This window comes from Pseudomonas sp. B33.4 (assembly GCF_034555375.1).
Taxonomy (GTDB): domain Bacteria; phylum Pseudomonadota; class Gammaproteobacteria; order Pseudomonadales; family Pseudomonadaceae; genus Aquipseudomonas.
Window position 1 is genome coordinate 1,117,186 of sequence record NZ_CP140706.1, and the last position, 19,480, is coordinate 1,136,665.

Annotated in this window: 17 protein-coding genes; 9 read left to right on the forward strand and 8 right to left on the reverse strand. The window is 58.4% G+C overall.

Features of this window, described 5'->3' with window-relative positions; all coding sequences use genetic code 11:
- Positions 1–18: 18 nt before the first annotated feature.
- The 3 genes from alg8 to yaaA form a co-directional block, all read right to left on the reverse strand.
- Positions 19–1,500, reverse strand: coding sequence for a mannuronan synthase (alg8, locus tag U6037_RS04805; RefSeq protein WP_416221701.1), 1,482 nt, complete (start codon positions 1,498–1,500; stop codon positions 19–21).
- Positions 1,501–1,678: 178 nt separating this feature from the next.
- Complete coding sequence (locus U6037_RS04810) at positions 1,679–2,995, reverse strand: nucleotide sugar dehydrogenase (RefSeq protein WP_008087506.1); 1,317 nt, start codon at positions 2,993–2,995, stop codon at positions 1,679–1,681.
- 810 nt (positions 2,996–3,805) lie between these two features.
- The gene (yaaA, locus tag U6037_RS04815; RefSeq protein ID WP_007914306.1) at positions 3,806–4,585 is read right to left on the reverse strand and encodes a peroxide stress protein YaaA; all 780 of its coding nucleotides are present in this window, start codon (positions 4,583–4,585) and stop codon (positions 3,806–3,808) included.
- 313 nt (positions 4,586–4,898) lie between these two features.
- Here yaaA and U6037_RS04820 point away from each other — a divergent pair, with 313 nt between their 5' ends.
- The 6 genes from U6037_RS04820 (at position 4,899) to U6037_RS04845 (ending at position 10,189) form a co-directional block, all read left to right on the forward strand.
- Positions 4,899–6,038 (forward strand): polysaccharide deacetylase family protein, encoded by a 1,140-nt coding sequence (locus U6037_RS04820; RefSeq protein ID WP_416221702.1) that lies wholly within the window; start codon positions 4,899–4,901, stop codon positions 6,036–6,038.
- A 338-nt stretch (positions 6,039–6,376) separates the two neighbouring features.
- Positions 6,377–7,771 (forward strand): PhoH family protein, encoded by a 1,395-nt coding sequence (locus U6037_RS04825; protein ID WP_122598021.1) that lies wholly within the window; start codon positions 6,377–6,379, stop codon positions 7,769–7,771.
- Positions 7,772–7,999: 228 nt separating this feature from the next.
- Positions 8,000–8,473 (forward strand): cyclic pyranopterin monophosphate synthase MoaC, encoded by a 474-nt coding sequence (gene moaC / locus U6037_RS04830; RefSeq protein WP_016985015.1) that lies wholly within the window; start codon positions 8,000–8,002, stop codon positions 8,471–8,473.
- Positions 8,470–8,712, forward strand: coding sequence for a molybdopterin converting factor subunit 1 (gene moaD / locus U6037_RS04835; protein WP_123451855.1), 243 nt, complete (start codon positions 8,470–8,472; stop codon positions 8,710–8,712). Before moaC ends, moaD begins: the two co-directional genes overlap by 4 nt.
- 3 nt (positions 8,713–8,715) lie before the next feature.
- Positions 8,716–9,168, forward strand: a complete 453-nt coding sequence (moaE, locus tag U6037_RS04840; RefSeq protein WP_322845984.1) for a molybdopterin synthase catalytic subunit MoaE — start codon at positions 8,716–8,718, stop codon at positions 9,166–9,168.
- Between the two features lie 244 nt (positions 9,169–9,412).
- On the forward strand, positions 9,413–10,189 hold the full coding sequence (locus tag U6037_RS04845; protein ID WP_322845985.1) for an ABC transporter substrate-binding protein: 777 nt from the start codon (positions 9,413–9,415) through the stop codon (positions 10,187–10,189).
- 117 nt (positions 10,190–10,306) lie between these two features.
- Here U6037_RS04845 and U6037_RS04850 read toward each other — a convergent pair whose 3' ends face one another.
- The 5 genes from U6037_RS04850 to U6037_RS04870 all read right to left on the reverse strand — a co-directional run bounded on the left by U6037_RS04850 (position 10,307) and on the right by U6037_RS04870 (position 15,618).
- Positions 10,307–10,933: a helix-turn-helix transcriptional regulator gene (locus U6037_RS04850; protein WP_322845986.1), complete on the reverse strand. Its 627-nt coding sequence runs from the start codon at positions 10,931–10,933 to the stop codon at positions 10,307–10,309.
- A 93-nt stretch (positions 10,934–11,026) separates the two neighbouring features.
- The gene (locus tag U6037_RS04855) at positions 11,027–12,154 is read right to left on the reverse strand and encodes an FAD-dependent oxidoreductase (RefSeq protein ID WP_322845987.1); all 1,128 of its coding nucleotides are present in this window, start codon (positions 12,152–12,154) and stop codon (positions 11,027–11,029) included.
- A gap of 150 nt (positions 12,155–12,304) precedes the next feature.
- The gene (locus tag U6037_RS04860) at positions 12,305–13,249 is read right to left on the reverse strand and encodes an ornithine cyclodeaminase family protein (protein ID WP_322845988.1); all 945 of its coding nucleotides are present in this window, start codon (positions 13,247–13,249) and stop codon (positions 12,305–12,307) included.
- 136 nt (positions 13,250–13,385) lie between these two features.
- Entirely contained in the window at positions 13,386–14,864 is a 1,479-nt protein-coding gene (gene rhlB / locus U6037_RS04865; protein ID WP_322845989.1) for an ATP-dependent RNA helicase RhlB, read from the reverse strand.
- Positions 14,865–14,961: 97 nt separating this feature from the next.
- A complete protein-coding gene (locus U6037_RS04870; RefSeq protein ID WP_322845990.1) occupies positions 14,962–15,618 on the reverse strand; it encodes an alpha/beta hydrolase in 657 nt (218 codons plus the stop codon).
- A gap of 467 nt (positions 15,619–16,085) precedes the next feature.
- On the opposite strand from U6037_RS04870, the gene U6037_RS04875 reads away from it, so the two are divergent.
- From U6037_RS04875 to U6037_RS04885, 3 genes are all read left to right on the forward strand, one after another.
- A complete protein-coding gene (locus tag U6037_RS04875; RefSeq protein ID WP_007914328.1) occupies positions 16,086–17,117 on the forward strand; it encodes an amino acid ABC transporter substrate-binding protein in 1,032 nt (343 codons plus the stop codon).
- A 66-nt stretch (positions 17,118–17,183) separates the two neighbouring features.
- The gene (locus U6037_RS04880; RefSeq protein WP_322845991.1) at positions 17,184–18,365 is read left to right on the forward strand and encodes an amino acid ABC transporter permease; all 1,182 of its coding nucleotides are present in this window, start codon (positions 17,184–17,186) and stop codon (positions 18,363–18,365) included.
- Positions 18,366–18,375: 10 nt separating this feature from the next.
- Positions 18,376–19,470: an amino acid ABC transporter permease gene (locus U6037_RS04885; RefSeq protein WP_322845992.1), complete on the forward strand. Its 1,095-nt coding sequence runs from the start codon at positions 18,376–18,378 to the stop codon at positions 19,468–19,470.
- Positions 19,471–19,480: the final 10 nt, after the last annotated feature.

The following is a 19,480-nucleotide window of genomic DNA, read 5'->3' on the forward strand; positions in this document are numbered from 1 at the left end:
TAATTCAATAGGGGCGGGTCAGACCATCATCAGCAGCACGGCGACAAAAATGCTGCCGGCGGAGAAGGTCATGGTCCGAGACGACCAGGTGTTGAACCAACGTTGAAAGCTGGCGAGATCACGGGTCAGGGATGTGGGTTGGCGAGTCCAGGATTGTTGGTCGAGGCGGAAGAACACGTAGATCTTCACCAGCGCGCCGACGATCTGGTTGTAATACAGAATCGCTGGATAAGCCGGGCCGATCCGGTGACCGGAACACGACAACAGCAGGGTCAGGATCAGGCGGGTGATACCGATCCACAGCAGGTAAACCAGGATGAACGCGGTGCCGTATTTGAAGCTGGCGATGATCGCCACGGTCAGGCCGAGCAAGGAGGTCCACATCGACACGCGCTGGTCGAACAGCACCACCGAAGTGAAGGTACCGAGGCGTTTCACACCCAGGCCCAGCGCTCGCGAGTTCTGCCGCAGGTTGTTGCCGTACCAGCGGAACATCAGTTTGCGGCTGGCCTTGATGAAGCTCTTTTCCGGCGGGTGTTCAACGGTGTTGATCGCCGCGTCAGGCACGTAAAAGGTGTCGTAGCCGAGGCGCATCAGGCTGAACCAGCTCGACTTGTCGTCGCCGGTCAAAAACTTGAAACGACCCAGACGCCAGTGTTGCAGCGAGTCGCTTTCAACGTCGGCGATGAATTCCGGGTTGGTCACCACAGTGGCGCGGAACACCGACATACGACCGGTCATGGTCAGTACGCGTTTGGACAGGGCCATCGAGCACATGTTGATGTGGCGCTGGGCGAAACGCAGCTTGTGCCATTCGCTCATGATGTAGCCGCCGCGCACTTCGCAGAACTCGTTGGTGGTCAGGCCGCCGACGTTGCCGAACAGCTGGAACCACGGCACGGTCTTGCGCACGGTGCCTTCGCCGAGCACGGTGTCGCCATCGATCACGGCCACCACGGCGCGGTCGTCCGGCAGGTGACGGGAGATCGCGCGGAAACCGTAGGCCAGGCCATCGCGTTTGCCGGTGCCGGGAATCCGCACGAAGTCGAGCTTCACGCGGTCTGGCGGATTCATCCGCGCCCACAGTGCCTTGACCAGCAGCTCATCGGACATTTCCACGATCGAGCAAACCACGGTGGTCGGCAGTTCGCAGTCGATGGCTTCGCGGATCACCGAGCTGTAGACCTGCGCAGTAGTGAGCGCGTCAATACGGAAACTGGTGACCATCAGGAACACATGCGACGGGTCCGCCGCTTTACCCAGCTTGCGCACTTTGCGGCGCAGGTGCGGGTAAACGATGTAGAGAAAAATCATGCCGCGCACAAAGTGCGTTGCACCCATCGAGTAGCGCCAGATACCCACGGCGCCAATCAGGAAAATGAAGTCCTTCGACTCGGAGTCGAACGTGGACGTGGGCAGCATCAAGGCCAGGCCCATCAACAAACTTAGGTAAAACAGCCAACCGGCGGCCTGAAGTAGGCCGTGTTTTAGCCTGTGCATAATCTGCATCCGTCTCTATCTCGGGGCGGGCCCGATGGGGTTAAGGCAGGCTTACAAAAACTTGCAAGGACATGTAGGAGCTGCCGAAGGCTGCGATCTTTTGATCTTTCGCTTGGGATTTTGGTGTTCCCGAAAAGATCGCAGCCTCGTTTCACTCGACAGCTCCTACAGGGCTGCTTTACCAGCAGATACCCTCGGTGCGCGTACCGGCGTCGGTGGCTTTGGCCATGAAGCCGACCAGGTCGATGACCTGCTTGCCGTGCGGCGCCTGCTGGGCCAGCGCACGGAATTTCTCGTCGCGGTTGCCGAGGATGATCACGTCGGAGTTGTCGATCACCGAATCGAAGTCCGCGTTGAGCAGGGACGATACGTGCGGGATTTTCGACTCGATGTAGTCCTTGTTCGCGCCGTGAACGCGGGCGTACTCGACGTTGCTGTCGTAGATGCTCAGGTCGTAACCCTTGCCGATCAGCATCTCGGCCAGTTCCACCAGCGGGCTTTCGCGCAGGTCGTCGGTGCCAGCCTTGAAGCTCAGGCCGAGCAGGGCGACTTTGCGTTTGTCGTGGCTTTCAACGATGTCGAAGGCGTTCTGCACTTGCGATTCGTTACTGCGCATCAGCGAGTTGAGCAGCGGCGCTTCGACGTCCAGCGAACCGGCGCGGTAGGTCAGCGCACGCACGTCTTTTGGCAGGCACGAACCGCCGAAGGCGAAGCCCGGGCGCATGTAGTACTGGGACAGGTTGAGAGTCTTGTCCTGGCAGACCACTTCCATCACTTCACGGCCATCGACGCCGACCGCTTTGGCGATGTTGCCGATCTCGTTGGCGAAGGTCACTTTGGTCGCGTGCCAGACGTTGCAGGTGTACTTGATCATCTCGGCAACGGCGATGTCCTTGCGGATGATCGGTGCGTCGAGTTCTTCGTACAGCGATTGCAGAACGTCGCCCGAAGCCTTGTCGAACTCGCCGATGACGGTCATCGGTGGCAGGTCGTAGTCGGCGATCGCGGTGGATTCACGCAGGAACTCAGGGTTGACCGCAACGCCGAAGTCGACGCCGGCTTTCTTGCCCGAGCAGTCTTCGAGAATCGGGATCACCACGTTGGCAACAGTGCCCGGCAGTACGGTGCTGCGCACGACGATGGTGTGGCGAGTGGTTTTTTCACGCAGGACAAAACCGATCTCGCGGCATACCGCTTCGATGTAGTTCAGTTCGAGGTCGCCGTTCTTCTTGCTCGGCGTACCGACGCAGATCATCGACAGGTCGGTGTCGCGAATCGCCTCGGCGAAGTTGGTCGTGCCACGCAGACGACCGGTCTGGATACCCTGTTGCAGAAGTTCGCCCAGGCCCGGTTCAACAATCGGCGATTTGCCGGCATTGATCATGTCGATCTTGTCTTTGGCAACATCGACGCCAACTACGTCATGGCCCCGTGCAGACAGGCAACCGGCACATACTGCGCCAACGTAACCCAAACCAAATATGCTGATGCGCATCGCAATTACCTCTGTATATATCAGGCCTTAGAGGGCCGGAGTTAATGGTGTTCAGCGTTCATTAGTGCACTCGAAAGTGCGGCATACAGGCGCCACAATGCCGTGTGCAGGCATACTAAGTTTCGAGTGTCTAAATAAGTGCACTCAAGATGTGCGTAACCAGGCCTTGTTGTTATGACGTGCCCTGTTATGCATCCGATCTTCTTTGGAGAAGACTCTTGTGCAATCGTCTTGCGCGCTCGATGTCGGGATGAAAGTCCCGTAAATCAAGCGGTTGGGTGCTCAGGCGAGCACGTTTATAAGGGCGCGGCCATGGCCTTTGTAGGGGATATTAATGGTGCTTATCTCCTGTCCATCGTCTGTTTTGAGACTAGTTAGTCATCTAGGCAAGTTGCTGTGACAACTTGGTTACATGGCCATCTGCTCCGCGTAAGTTATCTCGTACAAACTCGGCGAGAATCGTTACCGGTGGTATGAGCTATGCATTCGGACGAAGTTCCTGTCCGCTCATCGCGAAATCTGAAATTTCTTGAAATATTGTCAGAGATGGCACTAGTCTCAATTTGATAGCACTTTCGTTTTTGACCTTTAATAACAGGCGAAAAATCACGTTAGATAGTTTTGTGCCACTACAGTGAAAAAATTTAGGTGCCACTACTGAAAAAAATGATCAGTGTCGAGTGAAACTAATCTTAGAAAAGACAGGGAGGTTTTTCTGGCGCCAGTAAAATGGCGAAATGTGGCGAGGGTTTTTTGACATCGTGCGAGCTGCACGACTCTTGATATTAAGAGTCGTGCATTAGGCATGCTTTATTCGGGGGCATGGTCGCGCAGAAATACCAGATTGTCCGGTTTCGAATGCTCGGCGCTGTAGCGATAACCCTGCACATCGAACTGCTTGAGCAGGGCCGGATCGTTGATCTTTTCCTGGATCACAAAACGGCTCATCAGGCCTCGGGCTTTTTTCGCGTAGAAGCTGATGATCTTGTACTGGCCGTTCTTCTGGTCCTTGAACTCGGTGTTGATGATCCGCGCGTTCAGGGCCGTGCGTTTGACCGCCGAGAAGTACTCGTTGGACGCCAGGTTGAGCAGCACATCGTCGCCCTGATCGACCAGCGCTTCGTTCAGCCATTCGCTGATGCGCGTGCCCCAGAAAGCGTACAAGTCCTTGCCCCGGGCGTTGGCCAGTTTGGTGCCCATTTCCAGGCGATACGGTTGCATCAGGTCGAGCGGGCGCAGCAAGCCATAGAGGCCGGAGAGCATGCGCAGGTGTTTTTGCGCGTAATCGAAATTGGCTTCACTGAAGGATTGCGCGTCGAGACCGGTGTAGACGTCACCCTTGAACGCGAGCAGCGCCTGCTTGGCGTTGTCCGGAGTGAACGCGGGTGTCCAGCTGCCGAAACGCGCGGCATTGAGCCCGCCGATCTTGTCCGACACGTGCATCAGTTCGCTGATCTGCGCAGGCGTCAGGTCGCGCAATTGCTGGATCAGTTCCTGGGAGTGGTCGAGGTATTGCGGCTGGGTGAAGCGCTGGGTCGCCGGCGGTGTTTCGTAATCGAGGGTCTTGGCGGGGGAAATCACCATCAGCATGAAGTCGTCTCCTTTAATCGTGGGGGCGATTCTAGGGGGTTGTCCGAGTTGACTCCAGCTATGGGGGTTATAGGCAGGTGTAAGTACCGGCATTTGCGACGGCTGGTGGATCGCTCCCTCACCCCAGCCCTCTCCCAGAGGGAGAGGGAGCCGATCTTCGTTGGTTTCAAAATTTGAGTTCGACTCGGTAGTTCAGATTGGCGGATATCGAAAGGGATACTCGGTCAGCTCCCTCTCCCTCTGGGAGAGGGCTGGGGTGAGGGCAGCGTCCGTGAATCTTGCACATCAGCTATAGTGCCGCGCGGGTTTTGTTATGGAGACATCCCTTTTGCGCATTGTTCTTTTATTCACCGCGTGGCTGTTGAGCTTCGGTGCCGTGGCGGCGCCGGGCGATGTGGCGACGCTGGATCGCAGCACCTGGCCAGAGCAGCTCAGCAATCCGACGCTGTTTGACGTCGCCTCACGGGCGGAAATCCTCATGTTCGCCCGTGTTCTGCTGGGCACCGAGTCGATGGACGAAGCCACTCTGGCTCAGCGTCTGGGCTTGCGCACAGTCAATATCGATGCGGTCAACAGCCTGCGCCAGCGCCTCTGGCAGCGCTCGTTGGCCAACTACAACTATGCCCAGCAAAGCTGCGATCAGGACGCCTCGTTCTGTTTCCTCGTCGAAGACCTGCCGACCTTGCGTGAGCAAGCCGCCAAGTTCGTGGTCAGTGACGACAGCTATTACACCAAGTGGGCGGAGCCGAGCCGGATCTTCCATTTGCAATATCTCGACGAACTGATGCGCAAGGCTGCGTTATCGCCGCAGACCAGCAACGAATTCGATCGTTTCGGTGACTACGAGCGCAACGGCGACGAGATGCACGACCGGCTGTTTCTGCTGACCTTCGACAGCGCCGCGAACCTGCAACCGGACAATACCGGTTGGCTCACCGAATACCTGCGCAAGTCGAACCTGAGCGGCACGTTCTTCGTGTTGGGCAAGGATATTCAGGCGCGGCTGGCGGATCGTTCGGTCAGCAGCTTGCAGGCGGGCTTTTCGAAACAGTGCGTCGGCGTGCAGGGTTGGGAGTTCCGTTCCCACAGTCACTGGCAGGACTGGCAGGATTCGGTGCGGCGCAGCGCTGATCTGGTGAAGAACAAATTGCCGGAAAACTACGTGCCGCTGTTCCGTCCGCCGGAAGGGCAGCGCCGCAGCGACGCGCAAGGTTTCTTCAACACCCAGGGCCTGCAAGTGGCGCTGTGGGACATCGATGCCCAGGACGGTGCCGGCAAGCTCAAGGGCGCACCGAGCGCGCAGCGGGTGCTGACCCTGATGCTGCTGTGGCGGCACGGGGTGATCAATTTCAACATGAAACAGGATGCGGTGAAGACCTCGTTACCGTGGCTGATCACGCAAACCGCGCAGAGCGGCATCGGTTGGGAAGACTGTCAGGACGCGTTTCGCTGAGAAACGCAAAAAGCCCGGAAACATTGGGCTTGGGGTGAATTTTTCAAGGAATTTGCTGCAGGTGGACTTCCGACTCTAACGGTGTCGGGGAAGTCCGCCAAGGGCTTTTCGTCACTTTGCAAAATAAACTTAAAAAAACCGTCAAAGTGCTTTTTTATGTCATGGGTTTTGGAGTATTACGAAGACAGACCGCCGAAACCTGCAACACAGGTGGCGTCTTCCAAGACCCGTTTGTTTTGCAGTCACTTGAATCTCCGCAGGTGAGATTTCGGCAGTCACTTCGAGGCGCAGCACCGCCAAGGTATTGCGTCTACTGGCTCTGACATAGGTGACCGAGTATGGATGATCACGGACGTAGCCCTTCCTCCAACCAGCCAATCCTGTATGTACTCGATACCAACGTATTGATTCACGATCCAAACGCCCTGCTGAATTTCGAAGAACACCACGTCGCGATCCCGATGACCGTGCTTGAAGAGCTGGACAAGCTCAAGAGCGGGCATCACAGCGTGGCCGCTGAATGCCGTCAGGCCATCCGGCTGATCGACAAGACCCTGGGCGATGCGTCCCCCGAAGACGTCGAACTGGGTGTACCGATCCAGCGCGGCAAGGGCGGGCCGAAGGGCTTGCTGTCAATTCTGATGAGCAAGCAGGCGGAATCGAACCTGATTCTGCCCGAGCACCTGAACGACAACAAAATCATCAACCAGTTGATCGATCTGCACACCCGCGACCCGAAAAAACCGGTGGTGCTGGTCACCAAAGACATCAACATGCGCCTCAAGGCGCGCGCCTGCGGTATCGCTTCCGAGGACTACAGCACCGACCAACTGGTCGATGACGTGTCCCTGCTGCCCAACGGCTACCACAACATGACCGGCTCTTTCTGGGACCGCGTGAGCAAGGTCGATACCCGTCAGGATCACGGCCGCACCTGGCATCAAGTGCAACTGATCGACAACCTGCCGGCGGTACACATCAACGAGTTCATCATTGATGAACAGGGCTTTGTCGGCTGGATCAAGGAGATCGATGAAGCCAAACTGCTGATCCTCGACTTGCACCAGGAGCCGCTGCTGCATCAGGAAGCGTGGGGGCTGAAACCGCGCGACATCTATCAAAGTCTGGCGCTGTACGCGCTGCTCGACCCGGACATTCATCTGGTCAACCTGTCGGGTGCCGCAGGCTCCGGTAAAACCATTCTGGCGCTGGCCGCTGCGATCGAGCAGACCATGGTCAGCAAGCGTTATCGCCGCATCATTGCCACCCGCAGCGTGCAGGGCCTGGACCAGGAAATCGGCTTCCTGCCCGGCACCGAAGCGGAAAAAATGGAGCCGTGGCTGGGCGCCATCACCGACAACCTCGAAGCCTTGCACATGGATGACGAAAACACCCATGGCAGCGTCGACTACATCCTCAGCAAAGTGCCGTTGCAGTTCAAATCGCTCAACTACATTCGCGGTCGCAGCTTCCAGCAGAGCCTGATCCTGATCGACGAATGCCAGAACCTCACGCCGCACCAGATGAAAACCATCATCACCCGTGCCGGCGCCGGTTCGAAAGTGGTGTGCCTGGGCAACCTCGCACAGATCGACACCCCTTACCTGTCCGCGACCAGCTCCGGGCTGACTTACCTGACCGAACGCTTCAAGGATTTCCCTAACGGTGTGCATATCACCCTGCAAGGGGTGCCTCGCTCGATTCTGGCTGAATACGCCGAATCGCATTTGTAGCCCTTCACCCAAAACCGGGCGGCCCTTACAGCCGCCCGGTTTTTTATGCCCCTGCACAAATCCCAATGTAGGAGCTGCCGAAGGCTGCGATCTTTTGATCTTGTTTTTAAAAAACAAAGTCAAAAGATCGCAGCCTTCGGCAGCTCCTACACGATGAACACCATATTCGTGCGTGCGGAAATTTGACCCGCAGGTTTACAATCCACGCTCCTGATCAGGAGTAATCCCGTGCTGACTCATCTCGATTCCCAAGGTCGCGCCAATATGGTCGACGTCACCGAAAAAGCCGTGACGTTCCGTGAAGCGACGGCCCAAGCGCTGGTGCGCATGCTCCCCGAAACGCTGCAGATGATCGTCAGCGGTGGCCACCCCAAAGGCGACGTGTTCGCCGTGGCGCGCATTGCCGGCATCCAAGCGGCGAAGAAAACCAGCGATCTGATTCCCCTGTGCCATCCGCTGATGCTCACCGGCGTCAAAGTCGAACTCAGCGCTGATGGTGAAGACACCGTGCGCATCGTCGCCCGTTGCAAGTTGTCCGGGCAGACCGGCGTCGAGATGGAGGCGCTGACCGCCGCCAGCGTCGCCGCTCTGACCATTTACGACATGTGCAAAGCCGTCGATCGTGGCATGACCATCGAAAGCGTGCGCCTGCTGGAGAAGGTCGGCGGCAAGAGCGGGCACTTTCAAGCGGAGCAGCCATGAACCTGACCGTGAAGTTTTTTGCCCGTTACCGGGAAGCGCTGGGCGTCGATTCGGTGAAGGTTGAAGGCGATTTCGCCACCGTCGATGACGTGCGGGCATTGTTGGCACAGCGCGATGGCGCCGAGGTGTTGAGCGAGCAGAACCTGATGTGTGCGCGCAACGAAGATCTCTGCCAACTTGACGAGCCGGTGACCGATGGCGACGAAGTAGCGTTTTTCCCCACTGTGACCGGAGGCTGAGCCATGACGATTCGCGTGCAGGCCACGCCGTTCGATCCGGGCGCTGAAGTCAACGCGATGCATGCAGCCAACGTCGGCGTCGGCGCGGTGGTGAGTTTTGTCGGCTACGTGCGCGACTTCAACGATGGGCTGGATGTGGCCGGGATGTTTCTTGAGCACTATCCAGGCATGACCGAAAAAGCCCTCGAAAAAATCGCCATTGAAGCCGGGCAACGCTGGCCGCTGCTGAAGCTCGAAGTGCTGCACCGCATCGGCGCACTCGAACCGGGCGAGCCGATCGTCTTCGTCGGCGCCGCCAGCGCCCATCGCCAGGCCGCATTCGATGCCTGCGCCTTCGTCATGGACTACCTGAAAACCCGCGCACCGTTCTGGAAGAAGGAAAACACCAGCGACGGGCCGCGTTGGGTTGAGGGGCGGGACAGTGATCATGCCGCCGCTGATCGCTGGAAAAAGTAAGTCCTCTAGCGCCTTCAAATTCGCCATCGCGAGCAGGCTCACTCCTACAGTTGGAATGCGTTCCCCCTGTAGGAGTGAGCCTGCTCGCGATGACGTCATCTGCAACACCAAAAACCTCTGTCTTTGCCTGATTGACTGCCTATACATATAAGTCCAATATGGATTTATAAGTACAAAAAAAGTATCTCCCTCCGTTTCAGCTCTTTCTTGCCAAACCAACAACAACTTCCGCGAGAGAACGAACATGAAGAAACTCCCCCTCATCACCGGTCTGGCCCTCAGCCTGTTGGCATCCGCCAGCGTGTTCGCCGCCGAGCAAACCTTGCGCATCGGCATCGAAGCCGCATACCCGCCCTTCGCCTCGAAAACCGACAAAGGCGAAATCATCGGTTTCGACTACGACATCGGCAACGCCCTGTGCGCGCAGATGAAGGTCAAGTGCGTGTGGGTCGAAGGCGAGTTCGACGGTCTGATTCCTTCGCTGAAAGTGAAAAAGATCGACATGGCGCTGTCGTCGATGACCATCAACGAAGACCGCAAGAAGTCGGTAGATTTCACCCACAAGTACTACTTCACCTCGTCGCGGCTGGTGATGAAAGAAGGCGCCAGCGTTGACGATCAATACGCCAGCCTCAAGGGCAAGAATATCGGCGTGCAGCGCGCGACCACCACCGATCGTTATGCCACAGAGGTATTCGAACCGAAGGGCATCAACGTCAAGCGCTACAGCAACAACGAAGAGATTTACATGGATCTGGCGGCGGGGCGGCTGGATGCGATTTTTGCTGACACCATTCCGCTGAATGACTTTTTGTCGATGCCGCGTGGCAAGGGTTATGCGTTTGTCGGGCCTGAGTTGAAGGATCCGAAATACGTGGGCGAGGGCGCGGGGATTGCGGTGCGCAAGGGTAATGCAGAACTGGTCAGCCAGTTGAATGGCGCGATTGATGGCATTCGCGCAAGTGGCGAATATCAGAAGATTTCCGAGAAGTATTTCAAGTCCGATATTTACGGCGACTGATCTACCGCTTTCGCGAGCAGGCTCGCTCCCACAGGGGATTTGTGAACGCCACAGGTCCAATGTGGGAGCGAGCCTGCTCGCGAAGAGGTCATTCCAGGCAATACAGCTCCTGGATCTTCAGCCCTTCATTTCCTTCAAATGCTTGTACACCGTCGCCCGCCCCATGTTCAGCACATTGGCCACATAGTTCGAAGCGCTTTTGCCCTTGAACGCGCCCTCGGCGTGCAGGGCCAGCACCAGTTCACGTTTGTGATCGCGGGTCAGCACATTCAAGCTCAGCTGCCGTTCGCGCAGCCAGGCGTGGAGGAAGGTGTTGATGCGTTCCTGCCAGTCATCGCGAAACAGTGAGTCCGGTTGCGGGATCAGTTTGCTCGGTGAGAGGAACAGGTCCAGCGCTGCCTTGGCATTCTCGAACAACGAAATATTCAGATTGATGCACAGCACCGCCAACGGCAGGCCATCGCGGTCGCGCAGAACGCTGCTCAAGCTGCGAATCTTCTGGCCGTCCCAGTTAAGCTTTTCGTACGGGCCGATATTGCGGTCGCTGACATCCTCGCTGAGCATGTCTTCCAGCGACGAGTCGTCACCGATTTCGCGTTTGGACAGGTTGTTGGCGATGTAGTCGACCTTTTGCGTGCGCAGGTCGTGCAGCACCACTTCGGCGTGCGGAAAGAACAGTGTGGCGATGGCATCGGCGATGGCGCGGAAGTTATCCAGGGCCGGGTCGAATTCAGGGGCGGTCATGACAGTGGAGCTCCAGGCAGCGTCAACGCCCCCGTGATCAGGAGGCGCAGGGAGTGTGCCGCAATCCGTTGTGCGCGTCATCCGCATGGACGATCAGGCGAGGCGTGCAGGGGAGAGCATGGCGCTGCTCAGGCCAAACTGCAGAAAGTGCGCGGGCAACGGTTGACCACGTACCAATGCCGCGCTGGCCTGGCCCATTGCCGGTGAAGTCTGAATGCCGTAACCACCCTGCGCCGCCACCCAGAACAGCCCTGGCACTTGTTGATCGAAACCGCTGAGCAAATCACCGTCGGCGACGAAACTGCGCAGACCGGCCCAGGTGCGTGTCGGGCGGCGGATGGTCAGCGTGGTGGCCTCTTCGATCTGGTAGATGCCCATGGCGATGTCCAGTTCTTCCGGCTGCACGTCGTGGGGTTCGACCGGGTCGGCGTTGGCCGGCGAGCCGAGAAACATGCCGGCGTCGGGCTTCATGTAGAAGGATTCGTCGAGGCTGACCAGCATCGGCCAGTGATGAATGTCGACGCCTTCGGGGCCGGCGAAGATGAATGCGGCGCGGCGTTTCGGTTGGAGGCCCAGCGGCTTGGCGCCGGCCAACGCGCCGACCATGTCGGCCCAGGCGCCGGCGGCGTTGATGATCACAGGCGTGGTGAAGGTCTGGCCGTTGGTTTGTACGTGCCAGAGGCCGTTGGCGTCGCGGTTGAGGCCGAGCACTTCGCAATCGGTATGGACTTCACCGTTATTGCGACGAATGCCACGCAGGTAGCCCTGATGCAAGGCGTCGGTGTCGATGTCGCTGGCGCTCGGATCATAAATGGCACCGTGGACTTTTTCCCGACGCAAAATCGGCAGTCGCGCACAGGCTTCATCGGCGCTGAGCAGTTGCATCTCGGGCACCGTGGCTTTGGCGCTGAGGTATTGGTTGTGCAATTCGGCAGAGTCGCCGGTGAAATCTACGGTCATTTCACCGCGCGGGGTGAGCAGCGGGTGTTCGCAGAAACCGGCGGGTGGATGATCGAAAAATTCGCGGCTCGCTTGGGTCAGTGCACGCACTTGCGGTGTGCCGTACGCAGCAGTGAACAGCGCGGCGGAGCGCCCGGTGGAGTGATAGGCCGGGTGGGATTCACGTTCGAGCACGATCACTTTGCCGTGCGGCGACAGCCAGAAACCGGTGGAAGCGCCGGCAATTCCGCCGCCGATGATGATGAAATCTGCCTGGCTCATGAGGTTCTCCAGTGGGTACGCAATATCAAGGCGTTCGCTAGTCCCTTGTGGGAGCGAGCCTGCTCGCGAAAGCGGTGTATCAGTCGACATCTTCGGTGAATGTCAGACCGCATTCGCGAGCTGGCTCGCTCCCACAGGGGATTTTTGGCGTTAGTGGGTTAAGTGATAAATCGCATTGGCGAGGGCGATGTCTTCAAGGCCCAAGCCGATTGAGCGGAAGAACACGTGACGATCATAATCGGGGCGCTGCACTTTCTCGCTGAGCAGATCCGCCAGATCGCCAACAATCGAATCCTGGCTCCAGCCATGCTGTTCACTGGCAATCAGCATCTCACCGGCCGAACCCGGCGTGGTCAGACGATAGTCGCAGAACACCTGCATGTCGTTGAGGCTCTGCGGCGGCACTTCGTGGGCGCGTGGGGCGTTGGTGCTGATCGAGGTGATCAGCGCCGGTTTACTCAGCTCAGCCGGATCGATGACCGGCCCGGCGGACGAGGTGCAGAGCATGATCACGTCAGCCTCGAGGAGGGCGGCTTCGCGGCTGTCAGCGATCTTCAGATTGGGCGTGATGGCTTTCAACAATGCTTGGGTTTGCGCGTCGGCGGACAGACTTGGCGAGTACAGGTTGATGCTCTGCCAGTCACGCAGCGACTTCACGTAATGCAGATGCGCTTGGGCAACCTTGCCGCTGCCGATGATCGCCAGTCGCGTGGCATTCACCGGAGCGAGGGCGTCGACCGCCACGGCCGTGGTCGCGGCGGTGCGCGCGGTGGTCAGTTCACCCGCATCGCAGAGCAGCAGCGGTTGACCGGTTTTCATCGACATCAACAAGGTCCATGCCGTCACCAACGCCCCTTGCTCGCGAACGATGTACGGCGAGGTCTTCACGCCGTACACGCCGTCCTCAGCCAGCACACCCAGATAATTGATGAAGTCGCCGGCACCTTGCGGAAATTCCACCAGTTGTTGCGCCGGTTGCAAGGCATTACCCGCTGCAAGATCGCGAAACAGTTTGCGCAGAATCTGCGGCACATCAATGCCCGCCAGCAGTTCGCGGGCCCGATGCTGGTCGATCACGTAGGGTGTATTGGACATGTCAGGCTCCGGCGTCTAGATCTAAACTAATTTGTCCATTATGGACTTTTAGTGGTCTCTCGCAAGCGCCTGATCAAATGCCGGGCAAAAAAAAAGCGCAGTCCGTTGCCGGCTGCGCTTTTCTGCTAAACGTCGCTTACTGCGGACGTTTGCGCTCAACCGCGCGCAACAGATGCGTTGGCGGCGTTTCACAGCTGATCTTGCGACCGAGCTTCTCTTCGATGGACGGCAACTGGTAGGAGTCGTCCTCACCGGCGAAGCTGATCGACACACCGTCAGCACCAGCACGACCGGTCCGGCCGATGCGGTGTACGTAGTCGTCCGGGACTTCCGGCAGGGTGAAGTTGATCACGTGGCTGATGCCGTCGATGTGGATGCCGCGACCGGCCACATCAGTGGCGACCAGTACGCGAATCTTGCCTTCGCGGAAACCTTCCAGGGTCTTGATGCGTTTGTGTTGCGGCACGTCGCCGGACAACTGCGCCGCATTCACACCGTCGCGCACCAGACGTTCTTCGATGCGGCGCACTTCGTCCTTGCGGTTGGCGAAGACCATCACCCGCTCCCAGCCATTATCGTTGACCAGGTTGTAGAGCAATTTGTACTTGTCGGCACCGGCCACGGCGTAGATGTGTTGCTCGACGTTTTCGCTGGCGACGTTGGTGACTTCGATTTCGACGATGGACGGATCGGTAGTCCATTGCTTGGCGAGGTTCATCACGTCTTCGGTGAAGGTCGCGGAGAACAGCAGGGTCTGGCGCTCGGACTTCGGCGGGGTCTGGCGAATGATCTGCCGCACTTGCGGGATGAAACCCATGTCGAGCATGCGGTCGGCTTCGTCCAGCACCATCACTTCGACCATGTCCAGGTGCACGTCGCCGCGCTGGTTGAAGTCGAGCAGACGGCCCGGGGTTGCAACAAGAATGTCGCAGTGGCGCGCTTCGAGGTGCTTGAGCTGCTTGTCGAAGTCCATGCCGCCAACAAACGTCATAACGTTGAGGCCGGTGTACTTGGTCAGGTCGGCGGCGTCCTTGGCGATCTGCACTACCAGCTCACGGGTCGGCGCGATGATCAGCGCACGGGGTTCACCCATGTAGCGTTCTTTCGGCGGCGGCGTTTGCAGCAGTTGGGTGATGATCGAGATCAGGAACGCGGCGGTTTTACCTGTGCCGGTCTGCGCGCGGCCAATGGCGTCTTTGCCGGCAAGGGTGAAGCCCAGCACCTGTGCCTGGATCGGCGTGCAATACGGGAAGCCCAGATCCTGAATGGCGTGCATCAGTTCTGGCGACAACTTGAAATCGTGGAAGCGGGTTTTGCCTTCCTGTGGCTCGACGACGAAATCTTCGAGTTTCCACGGGATGACCGATGCCTTGGGCTTGGGTTCGCGGCGTGGCTTGACCGGTTTCGGCGCTTCGCTGCGGTCAGGTTCGGCGGCGACAGGGGCGGCCGGTGCAGGTTTCGGTGGCTGTTTCGGTGCCGCTGCGGGAGCGGGGCGGTCGGCCTGTGGGGCATCGGTGCGATGACCGGGGGCGTGCGACGGCGCACTGGGAACTGGCGCGAGCTGCTCAGCCTCGCTTTTACCGAACATCTTCTTGAGTGCTTTGAGCACGGTCATCTCATCAATTGGTTAAGGAATGTACGCCGGCCAGTGTAATGCAAGAAACGGGCGCGGCGTAGGGGGAGGGATCAAAGGGCGATTTTAATCTCGACGCTTAGCGCAGGCGCTCACTCAACCAGACACCGATGTCGCGAATCTCCTCGGGTAACACTTCGTGCTCCATTGGGTATTCCTGCCATGTCACGGTGACACCATGCTTCACCAAATGCTCGTAGGCACTGCGGCCCATGGAGTTCTGCACCACGCCATCGAACTGGCCGTGCAGACACAGCGCTGGAATCCGCTGCTGACTGGCTGAAAGCTCCATCTCATCATTGAAAGTCGGCGCATACGTCGACAACGCCAGCACACCACCCAACGGCCCCTGCCATTTCACAAATGCACTGTGCAACACCACGGCGCCACCCTGGGAAAAACCGGCGAGGAAAATCCGCGAAGCGTCTATTCCGCTGGCGCGCTCGTTTTCGATCAGTTCGATGATGCGATCCGCTGAGGCTTCCAGCTCATCACGATCGATCGCCCGCGCCGGGCTCATGGCTTTAATGTCGTACCAGCTCGGCATGGCATATCCGCCATTTATCGTCACTGGACGAGTCGGCGCCTGTGGCAGCACGAAGCGCGTGCTCAACAGGCTTTCCTGCAACGCTTCAGCCACCGGCAGGAAATCGTAGCGGTCGGCGCCGAGGCCGTGCAGCCAGATCACGCAGGCGTCTGCGGGCTTAACAGGCTGAAGAATCAAGGGCTCGGTCATGTCTGCTCCAAAAATGTGCGGGCGCTCTCATTAAGTGCGTGATTCGAGTGCGCGCCCGGTTGATCCGTTAAGAAGATGTCGCAAGGGTACAAGTTTTGCTATTGACCTGTCGCCGAATCGATTCGGCGAGCGGTGTGGTACGGGCTTTGCTATGGCTTGAACCGTGCAACCGATCTCGCGTGGGCGGTAACACTATCAGTGTACGACCCGCGACGGGATTGCAAAGAATCCGGTGATGGATGTTCGCCAATGGCCGCTACGGGCGCAGCGAACGTGAAAGGGCTACAGCCCGTTCGGCCGATTGGTGAGAAGTGAGTTGTCCATGATGTGGATTTTCTCCTACTAGACTCATAGCGAAGGTCTTACGTCGGTTGACCCCAAAAAAAGCCAACACGGGTCAACAACGCCTCAAAAGGGTGCGACTGGACTCAAGCTCCGACACAACAAGAGCAAAACTGGAGGTTTGAATGAAGATGTTGAAATCCACTCTGGCGATCGTGACTGCAGCAACAGTTCTCGGCGTCAGCGGGTTCGCTCAGGCGGGTGCAACCCTGGATGCGGTGCAGAAGAAAGGTTTCGTGCAGTGTGGCGTAAGCGACGGTCTGCCGGGCTTCTCGGTTCCGGACGCTACCGGCAAGATCCTCGGGATCGACGCTGACGTCTGCCGCGCTGTGGCCGCTGCCGTATTCGGCGACGCGACCAAGGTCAAATTCAGTCAGTTGAACGCCAAAGAGCGCTTCACCGCGCTGCAATCGGGCGAGATCGACATCCTGTCGCGCAACACCACCATGACCAGTTCGCGTGACGCGGGCATGGGCCTGAAATTCCCGGGCTTCATTACCTACTACGACGGCATCGGCTTCCTGGTAAACAACAAGCTGGGCGTGAAGAGTGCCAAAGAGCTCGACGGTGCAACTATCTGCATCCAGGCCGGTACCACCACGGAGCTGAACGTTTCCGACTACTTCCGTGGCAACGGTCTGAAATACACCCCGATCACTTTCGACACCTCCGATGAAAGCGCCAAGTCGCTGGAATCCGGTCGTTGCGACGTGCTGACCTCCGACAAGTCCCAGTTGTTCGCCCAGCGCAGCAAGCTGGCCTCGCCGAAAGACTATGTGGTTCTGCCGGAAACCATTTCCAAAGAGCCTCTGGGCCCAGTCGTACGTAACGGCGACGACGAGTGGCTGGCCATCGTGCGTTGGGTTGGCTACGCGCTGCTCAACACCGAAGAAGCCGGCATCACTTCGAAGAACGTCGAAGCGGAAGCCAAGTCGACCAAGAACCCGGACGTTGCCCGTATGCTCGGCGCTGACGGCGAGTACGGCAAAGACCTGAAACTGCCGAAAGACTGGGTTGTGCAGATCGTCAAACAAGTCGGCAACTACGGCGAAATCTTCGAGAAAAACCTCGGCAAGAGCACTCCGCTGGAAATCGACCGCGGCTTGAACGCCCTGTGGAACAACGGCGGCATTCAGTACGCACCACCAGTGCGCTAATGGTTCTATCGCCCGGCGGGCCAACCGCCGGGTGATGTTCTTGTTCCATTTTTTGCGGGGCACTTCATGCAAAATTCAATCGGCGCACCAAAGCAGAGGCTCAGCCTCAGCGATCCACGAGTGCGTGCGTGGCTATTCCAGATCATCACCGTTGTGGCGGTGGTCTCGCTGGGCTGGTACTTGTTCGACAACACGCAAACCAACCTTCAGCACCGGGGCATTACCTCCGGTTTCGGCTTTCTGGAGCGCAGTGCCGGGTTCGGCATCGCTCAACATCTGATCGACTACACCGAAGCGGACAGCTATGCCCGCGTCTTTGTCATCGGTCTGCTCAACACCCTGTTGGTGACCGTGATCGGCGTGGTTCTGGCGACGATTCTCGGTTTTATCATCGGTGTGGCGCGGCTGTCGCAGAACTGGATCATCAGCAAACTGGCGACGGTGTATGTGGAAGTGTTCCGCAACATTCCGCCGCTGCTGCAAATCCTGTTCTGGTACTTCGCGGTATTCCTGACCATGCCGGGACCGCGCAACAGCCATAACTTCGGCGACACCTTCTTCGTCAGCAGCCGTGGCCTGAACATGCCGGCCGCACTGGCGGCTGATGGTTTCTGGGCGTTCGTGATCAGCGTCGTGGTGGCCATTGTCGGTATCGTGCTGATGACTCGCTGGGCCAACAAGCGCTTTGAAGAAACCGGCGTGCCGTTCCACAAGTTCTGGGTGGGCCTGGCGATTCTGCTGGTGATCCCGACCTTGTGCGCACTGATCTTTGGCGCTCCGCTGCACTGGGAAATGCCCGAGCTTAAAGGTTTCAACTTCGTCGGCGGTTGGGTATTGATCCCGGAACTGCTTGCGTTGACCCTGGCCCTGACCGTGTACACCGCGGCGTTTATCGCCGAGATCGTGCGTTCCGGGATCAAGTCGGTCAGCCATGGTCAGACCGAAGCGGCGCGTTCGCTCGGCCTGCGTAACGGCCCGACCCTGCGCAAGGTGATCATTCCGCAAGCCCTGCGCGTGATCATTCCGCCGCTGACCAGCCAATACCTCAACCTGGCGAAAAACTCTTCGCTGGCGGCCGGTATCGGTTACCCGGAAATGGTGTCGCTGTTCGCCGGCACGGTGCTCAACCAGACCGGTCAGGCGATCGAAGTGATTGCCATCACCATGAGCGTGTACCTGGCGATCAGTATCAGCATTTCCCTGCTGATGAACTGGTACAACAAGCGCATTGCGCTGATCGAGCGGTAAGGAAAAGCGCATGAGTACTCATACTTTCAAACCCGACATGCCCCCACCGAACAGCAGCATCGGCGTGGTGGCGTGGATGCGCGCGAACATGTTCTCCAGCTGGCTCAACACCCTGCTGACGCTGTTTGCGTTCTACCTGATCTACCTCGTGGTGCCACCGATCCTCAGTTGGGCCATCATTGATGCGAACTGGGTCGGCACCACCCGCGCTGACTGCACCAAGGACGGCGCCTGCTGGGTGTTCATTCAACAGCGTTTCGGCCAGTTCATGTACGGCTACTACCCGACGGAGTTGCGCTGGCGCGTGGACCTGACTGTGTGGCTGGCGGTGATCGGCGCGGCGCCTTTGTTCATCTCCCGTGTACCGCATAAAGCGATCTACGGGCTGAGCTTTCTGGTCCTGTACCCGATCATTGCCTTCATCCTGCTGCACGGCGGCTTCGGTCTGACTAATGTGGCGACCAGTCAATGGGGCGGCCTGATGCTGACCCTGGTGATCGCCACTGTTGGTATCGCCGGCGCCTTGCCGTTGGGGATCGTGCTGGCACTGGGTCGACGCTCTAACATGCCGGCGATTCGGGTGGTCTGCGTGACCTTCATCGAATTCTGGCGCGGCGTGCCGTTGATCACCGTGCTGTTCATGTCCTCGGTGATGCTGCCGCTGTTCCTGCCCGAAGGCATGAACTTCGACAAGCTGCTGCGGGCGTTGATCGGCGTGATCCTGTTCCAGTCGGCCTATGTGGCTGAAGTGGTGCGCGGCGGTCTGCAAGCGATCCCCAAAGGTCAGTACGAAGCGGCTGCGGCGATGGGCCTCGGTTACTGGCGTTCGATGGGCCTGGTGATCCTGCCGCAAGCCCTGAAGCTGGTAATCCCCGGCATCGTCAACACCTTCATTGCGCTGTTCAAGGACACCAGTCTGGTGATCATCATCGGCCTCTTTGACCTGCTCAACAGCGTCAAGCAAGCCGCTGCCGACCCGAAATGGCTGGGCATGGCCACCGAAGGCTACGTGTTCGCCGCCCTGGTGTTCTGGATTTTCTGTTTTGGTATGTCGCGCTATTCCATGCATCTGGAACGCAAGCTCGACACTGGCCACAAGCGTTAGGAGTTCTGTA